Consider the following 7386-nt stretch of genomic DNA (forward strand, 5'->3'; position numbering starts at 1 on the left):
GGTTGGGTGAACTTTCAAAATCTGCTTTGAAAGTTCTGGCTAAAGTCTCACGCTCCTGGAGCGCAGCCAAAGCTAGCTTTGGCTTTAAGCCGCTGAATGTGTTGTTCTACTTCTTCCCATATCGGTTTTAAAGTTATAGTTTTTCAACTTAACTTGCTGTCCAAAATATGGGGAGTATTATACAGGTCCCATTGGTAAGGCTCGATACTGTATACCACTCATTGAAAATCCCGTTTGCTTGTGCATCATAAAATCAGCATAGAACAATAGTTTATTCAATTTAGTTTTCCAGGGTTGAAGTTTCTCAGCAAAAAACACTACCATTTCGGAGAATTTCCTTAAATCAGGCGTTCTATAACCTGTTAACGCATTTGGGAGACAAGCACCAAAAAAATATTCCTCCAGTTGTTTTTCAAACTTATTCTTCTTTTGCTCTTCCAATAAGTTATCAATTATTCTACAAGTTTTATCTCTAACCTTTTGGTCAAGTGTTGTGCAATAATTAACAAGTTTCTTGAATTCATGAGGATCTTCGGCTAATTGAATTAATTTCGCATTTGATTGATTAGGCACTTCGCCACCTTCATATTGGCGATATCCATTGATGCCGAACCCCAATATTTCAGACATTTTCGCTGCCGACAAATTATACTTTTCACGAATTGCAATAATCTGTTCAGAAAACGGAATACTGTATTTTACCCTGTATTGATTTATCAACTGGTTAAAATTCAATTGAGCAAATGCTTCATCCTCAAACTGCTCCCCTGTATCTTCACATTTATACGAATGAAACAACACCTCGAATTTATCTTTGCGAAAACTCATGGTTCGCCATTCTTTTACAATGGTCATTTCTTTACCTGTAAAGGGACTGTTCATGTGTGTTTTATTTAAATGGATATGCCAAAAATTTTCATTTTCACCTTTAGTTCCTTTAAGTAAACCTCAACTTCTTGTTTTGATGCCATATATATCCAATTCAAGTTAAAGATATGAAGTATTTTCAAATAAATCAATTTTATAGTTGGAATATTGTATTTTTTAACCAATTAAGCCATTTTATAGTTGTAGGCACTATATTAAAATGAGTTTAGTAAATGATTTTGTTTCTTAATGTACTTCTATCTGCTGGGTCTTTTTATGAATTAAATAACAGCCCTTTAGCGCTTTTTCATCATCAAACACCTGCAAGTCCTTATATTCTGGCTCATCTATAAACTGAAATACCATAAAATCGCGGTACAAGCCCAAAAAGCACAGTTTATAGGGTTCCATAATGAGGTGGTCGTCTTTCTCCATATATTGTAGTACTTTGCTATGGGCATCTTCAATTTTAAGTTTAAATGTTTTTATCTCCTTTTTAAAGGCGGTGGTTCCATTAATATATCCGCTATTGGCATCACAGATATACAGCGCTGAGGGATACAGGGGGGCTTTAAAACCGCTTCGCTGCCTACGCTCATAATCCTTTTCGCGATAATCGTCCAGTGCGGTTCCCAATGGCAGTGGCCGGTTTTTATCCATGTATTGCGTGTAAAAACTCCAGGTTCCCTGGTTGTAACCGCCGTAAGCAATAATTCCATAGGAAAACAGAGGATGAGCAATGGCCATTAATTCGCCGTACATCATGGATGGAGATATTTCACCAAAATCGGCGGTGAATCCGGGATTGACAATGTTACCTTTAAGAATGACTTGTCCTTTTAAACGATCAAAAACCAAACGGGGTGCCGGTAATACCATTCTTAAAAATATGGCCAGGGTTATTAACAGTGCGGCGACAGGTAAACCTAGTATTTCCACTGTTTGAGGATCGTAAAGGGCGATAAACGCTACGGTTGTAATAATGGTCCAAAGAATAAAAGTCCTGATAAGCTTTCTACGAAGTTTGGGCTTACTAAAAATGAAATACGCATCATCCACCCGATGAAACTTATAGATTCCGGGATTCTCTGCTTCAGACAAGAGGTGCTTATCCAACCGAAACACCCGTGAGTGAATGCCTTTGTAAAACAAATCCTTGGAAGGTGCTATTTTAAACACCAAAGCGAAACCCAGCGGCAGCACCAAAATGGCAAGAATAAAGGCTGATCCTTGCAGTAAACCCAGGAAGGTTTTCTCGAAAATCGTGAGTTCTCTTTCTTCGATTTGGCTACGTTTGACCACTAATTCTCTTATTAATTCAGAACTATCTTCATTCTCAATCGCTCGTCTAATTTTCTCACTACCAGGCCTCTCAAGTAATGGCTCCAACGTATCATTAACAAAAAAAGCCCCTATAAAAAGCATTACGTTGACCACCAATGTTAGTATTCCGGTTGTTATGGCCAGCGAAATTCTGGCAGATTTGCTTAGTTTCATTAATTATGGGTTTAAATGGTTTTCTTCCAGAATGTATTTTTGGTATAAATCCCACTCTCTTTAAAAGCCAATTCGGCTTTGTTTGCTCGTCCGGCCAGCGTGGATGCATAGGTATAGCACAGCCACCTTTCTTCCTTTGTGGTGCTGTGTGGCATCGGAATGAAGTGCCCATCCGAAGTTTTCATTTTAACCATCAGCACAAAATAATGGTTATCCTCCCCATGTTCCGCTGCGATGGGCTCTGTGCCTTCAAACTCCAGACTTTTTCCTTCAAAACTGGTCACTTCTCCCAGCTTTTTTCGATAGCAAAATTTAAATCGACTGTTCTTAAGCTCTGCTTCTTCAATACCACTGTACCTTTGCCGTTCATTCAAATAGGCCCTTTCATCATTGGTCAATGCTAAGTAATTGTTCAATTTGTGGGCCACATCCCGCGAAACAAACAGCGGCTGGTAGCCCTTATTTTTGAAGAGCGGCGTTGGCTCCGCCTGATGGCCCAACCAAAGGTCAAGCTGGTCTTTTACAAAATAACATTCCATTTCTACTTCCTGAATATCAGCCGCCAGCAAGGACAGGTCGCTGCTAACATTCAACATTATTTCGATTATGACCGGCCGATGGCCAATAAGTTTTCCATGCATGTTGCATACGGGCACAGATTTTTTTATAAAGGAAAGCTGGGGTTCAAAATTAAACAAGCAGCTATGTAGGTAAATGAAAGCTTCCAGCAAGTAACTAACGTCCATATACAACTCGTCTTTGTTGGTCATGGCTTCCAGCGAGTCCCTTCTGGAATCCTCAGAGCCCAAAATAAACAAATTGTCATAACATTTATCTTTCAACTTATACCTGAACCAATCGTAAAACATGGTCTTCTTAACAAAGCCTTCGAATGGGGTATCTTTAAAATGGGCATATAAAAACTTTGTACCGATAGCAATGGTGGCCAGTGACAACCCTGCCCAACCAGCCCAGGATGCCTTGGCGTAGAAGGCAGCGATGGCCAGACTGGATAAGCCGGCCGAAGCACTCACAATGCTGCAGGACATGGCATCGTAATCTCGTTCGCTCCAGGTTTCCACACCATCTACCACATCAATGGCCACCCCAATATAGGCTCCGGCTGTCCCCCACGAAATGCGCAAGGCCCTGGTCCCTGTATGCACCAGTGATGGTTTTGTGGCGGCCACCAATTGGCTGTACTTGGCATAAGTGTTCTGTACGGTAACAACCAATGCGGCCACATCCAGTGTATTGCGAATGGGGTGCGCTTTGGTAATATTTGTTGCTCCCTTGATGGCCAGCAGGTCGATGACAAGCGTAAACAGGGGATTGGTAGCTACCGCATGTGCGACGCGCTCTAATTTTGAAATCCGTGCACGCCGGATATCGATGGTGACGGTTCCTTTTTCGCCTTCAATGGTACGTTTCCAGGTGCCGGCCACTGCTTCATATCGCATTCCTCCCTGCTGTCCCGCAATTTTGTTGAGTCGTTCAACCACTTCGTTCTGAGTAAGGGGAATGACAGCACGCCCCAATTCGGTATTAACGGTTTTACAAAACTTAATCTCAAGCGGGGTGAATCCCACTTTGGTTATGGCGGTTAAAACCTGATGTGTGGTAGTTATATATTTACCTATAAGCGATGCGTTGATGTTTATTTCTTCCTCCGGTGGTTTTTTCCCGGCAGTTTTCTTTCCATAATTGCTATCCAAATAGTCTTCCAACTTTATCACCCGGTTGATGAGTTTGCCAGCTTCATTTTCCTCATTATTTAAAGCTTTAATGGCGATGTATCCGGGATCATCGGAAGCGTATTGCTGCGTATCTCCATACGCCGTTGAAAGATTCAATATTTCATCCTTGTCAAAAGGGCGCTGGGCCATATTCGCATAAACTGTTCCAACGCAGGCCTTGACTTCTATCAGTGAGTCCCAAAACATCCTTTTCTCTAAAGGATTATCAGGTTCTTTTGCTTGATGGAAGAAGGCACAAAAGGACTGAAAAAAATCAGACGCTAAGGCCGTTTTCAGGGCGTACCTATGTCCTTCAATCTTTTTATGAAATTCACTTCTTTCATAAACGGCCAGCACTTTTATCAACCGCTCTCTGTCGATATTGTCTTCCGCCTTTTCAGCTTTGGGAAATTTATGGTTGTCATCGAAAATGGCTCTGTACAATCCACTGGCAAGTGAGTGGATGTAAAATATTTGATCTAAGTTGTTTCGATGATCCGGGTTGAGGTTGATTTTCTGAACCAGCTCCTGATCTGATAGGGAGCCTCCATCTTCATGGGCTTTTAATATACGAACGATTTCTTCAGGATTTATCCCGGTACGAATGGATCGAACCAATGCCTCGTGTGCCAAATGCGCATTGGTTAAATCCTCATTGACCTGTGTTACCAAGCCTAAAGGATCGTTTAACAGGACAAAAACATCTCTGGTGGTGCAGTCATTGCTGGCCGCCTCATTGTTTTGAATGGTATAGGAAAAATAGCTTTCATAAATGAACTTCTGAGTGTCCCTGTTAATGCGTTTATCGCTGTTGGGCGGTAAAGCCACCCATGCATCCACATCTTCAAGAATGCCTTTTTTAAGATCCGTTTTCCCTTCCCCATGGCTTCTCCATTGTCTACAATCAATTTTTGTTTGCTGGGGATGTACGTTTCTATACAACTCCTCTAACACCATGGAGGCCGGAAGGGGAGTCGGTGAGTAAAACAATCTTAATTCGTCTTGTATATGGGCATAAAAACAAAATCCGTTTTTGGCATGGTGATCTGCAGATTCTTTCTCTGAAATAAACCGGGAAAAGACCATGCCGCTATTCCACAAATAATCAAACTCATAAACCCCCTCTGAAAGCTTGCTCGTTATATACAGGTAGCCTTCATTCAGTGGGAAAGGATAATAATGGTACTCAAAGGATTCGGGTGACTGAACACCTCTTGATCTGGGTAAGAACGGTCTAACCGCAGGGGGCTTGACAGCGGTTGAGCTCGCAACCGCGACATTGGTTTGGTCAGGTGTTATCGTTTTCGGGTTCTTCTTAGTTTCAGGTCCGAATTTTGGCAAGCCTTCTACTTCTGTCAGACCATGACACTTTTTTGAAGCGTTTGAAATAAAGCTTAGTTCACTTTCTCTATGCACATCAAAGAGACCGAAACGGAGCGGAAAAATGCGTACACCATCAAAAACGTGCTGGTCAACTGATGTTGCTTTTTCGGCGCCTGGGACTTCTACTTCAATCACAAAATCCCGCTGAAAAATATGGCTGTTATTACTCATGGCCGTCCGCTTTATAATAATTACTGTCGGCATGCCATTCAACCAGAACTTCCCCGTCTTTCACTTCCCCCTGAAGGGTCACCATTTCTTCTCCTTCAAGGGAGTCATGCCGCAATACGATGGTGGCCGTTTCACCATCTTTGGCATTATGGACGGTGGCCAAAACAAAGGCCTTTTCGCCCAGTTTCACAGCTCTTTTCCTACGTCGTTGCGCATCAACCAGCCGGACGTTGGTAATTTTAACCGGGGCATCCTCCTCCCCTTCTTCTGCTGCTTCCTTCAATTGCTTCTGGTTCTCCCGGGCTTGTTTCAGGTCGGCCGATTTCCTCTTTATGGCGGCACCGACGTGGTCGAGCAGGGTGATTTTTGGAAAGGGGATGCGGTGGATGGGCAGGGTGGCCTTTTTTTGGGGCGTGGCGGTGGAGATGAACACGTTGGGCTCCCCCATCACGAGGCTGCCGCCGTGGGCGGTCATGCTGCCCATGGTGGCTACGGGGGTGCCGTTGATGAGGACGCCGGGCTCGCCCTGGGCGATGGTGTCGGGACCTCCGGCGCATACGCACATATCGCCCATCAGGGCGACGGGTTGGCCGTTGATTAAAACATTGGGGGCTCCGGGACCCGTTACTGGTCCACCTACATGGGGGACGGTTCCGCTGATCATCGGACAAACATGCATGCTGCCGATTGTGGCGACTGGTTTTCCTGCCATAATGGTATCTGTTAGGGTGATTGGTTTTGGGTTAATTACATCACTTCTACTTTGCCGCTGGCGCCTTGCACGGCGGTCATTTGTCCCTGCACCGAGGTCTGCATGCCAATCAGGTCGGCGGCCACTTTTCCTTCGATGGTCACATTTTGTCCTTTGATGGTGGCATCAGCGGTGGCTTCGGCAGTGAGTGCCCCTTTGGCAGCAAGCGTGGTATCCCCGTCACTTTGGGTGGTCACATTGCCTTTGGCCAGGGTGTTGACGTCGGCTTCGGCGGCTATTTCGACGTTTTGTTGGGCGCCAATGGAGACCTTTTCCTGAGCGGAGAGCCGGATGTTTTTGGCGCTGATGTCGATGTTCTCCACCGATTGGATGAGGAGGGATTTTTCTTTGGTGTCAAAGGTGATGACGGAGCCGCCATTGTCGCGGATGTTGATCTTTTCAGCGCCGTCGGTGTCGTCGAACTCGATGGTGTGGCCGCTGCGGGTGGTGATGGATTTGAGGTTGTTGTCGGGCGCCATGCCGCCGCTGTTGCCTTGGTGGAAGAGGCTGCCGGCGACGTAGGGGCGTGCGGGGTCGCCCTGCTCGAAGGCGACCATGACCTGGTCGTCGATTTCAGGAATGAAGAACAGTCCGCGGTTCTTTTCAATGACGCCACTGGTGCCGGCATCGGGTGTTTGCACCCGTATCCAGTTGCTGTTTTGATCGCTGTTTTGCCAGAGGAAGCGCACGCGCACGCGACCGAGGTTTTCGGGGTCGGCGTTGTCAATGACCGTTGCCAGTTCGGGAAAGGCGGTGGGCGGCGTGACGTTTTCGGGCAGTGGCAAGGTCTCGGTGGCACCGGCCACACCTTTAAAGGTGTTGGCGTACAAGCCTTTGTCGTCCACCGTGTGGGTAATTTCGAGCACGCGGTAGCGCCCCAGATCGGGCCCCACATCTTGCTGCAGGGATTCGGGCAGACGGGTGCTGACCATCTCGCCCAGACGGATGCCGCAGGTGTTGCTTTGGCCTTCAAACACGGAG

At 45.5% G+C, this 7386-nt stretch carries 5 protein-coding genes; all 5 read right to left on the reverse strand.

What is annotated here, in order from left to right; translation table 11 throughout:
* Positions 1 to 177: 177 nt before the first annotated feature.
* Positions 178 to 882, reverse strand: a complete 705-nt coding sequence (locus tag JCM15548_RS19565; RefSeq protein ID WP_062128796.1) for a type II toxin-antitoxin system antitoxin SocA domain-containing protein — start codon at positions 880 to 882, stop codon at positions 178 to 180.
* Positions 883 to 1113: 231 nt separating this feature from the next.
* Positions 1114 to 2364: a hypothetical protein gene (locus JCM15548_RS19570; RefSeq protein ID WP_062128798.1), complete on the reverse strand. Its 1251-nt coding sequence runs from the start codon at positions 2362 to 2364 to the stop codon at positions 1114 to 1116.
* Between the two features lie 11 nt (positions 2365 to 2375).
* Positions 2376 to 5654 carry a hypothetical protein gene (locus JCM15548_RS19575; protein WP_062128800.1) on the reverse strand — a complete coding sequence of 1093 codons (3279 nt, stop codon included), beginning with the start codon at positions 5652 to 5654 and terminating at the stop codon, positions 2376 to 2378.
* On the reverse strand, positions 5647 to 6366 hold the full coding sequence (locus JCM15548_RS21305; protein WP_083985270.1) for a PAAR domain-containing protein: 720 nt from the start codon (positions 6364 to 6366) through the stop codon (positions 5647 to 5649). Before JCM15548_RS21305 ends, JCM15548_RS19575 begins: the two co-directional genes overlap by 8 nt.
* Positions 6367 to 6401: 35 nt before the next feature.
* Positions 6402 to 7386: phage baseplate assembly protein V (locus tag JCM15548_RS22040; protein WP_227626056.1), on the reverse strand; the 985-nt coding region annotated here is incomplete at its 5' end.

The sequence above is a fragment of the Geofilum rubicundum JCM 15548 genome (assembly GCF_000974365.1).
Classification (GTDB): domain Bacteria; phylum Bacteroidota; class Bacteroidia; order Bacteroidales; family Marinilabiliaceae; genus Geofilum; species Geofilum rubicundum.

Excerpts from the sequence above, each read along its gene's own strand:
- JCM15548_RS19565 (WP_062128796.1), bottom strand. The coding sequence starts at position 882 with ATGAACAGTCCCTTTACAGGTAAAGAAATGACCATTGTAAAAGAATGG.
- JCM15548_RS19570 (WP_062128798.1), bottom strand. The coding sequence starts at position 2,364 with ATGAAACTAAGCAAATCTGCCAGAATTTCGCTGGCCATAACAACCGGA.
- JCM15548_RS19575 (WP_062128800.1), bottom strand. The coding sequence starts at position 5,654 with ATGAGTAATAACAGCCATATTTTTCAGCGGGATTTTGTGATTGAAGTA.
- JCM15548_RS21305 (WP_083985270.1), bottom strand. The coding sequence starts at position 6,366 with ATGGCAGGAAAACCAGTCGCCACAATCGGCAGCATGCATGTTTGTCCG.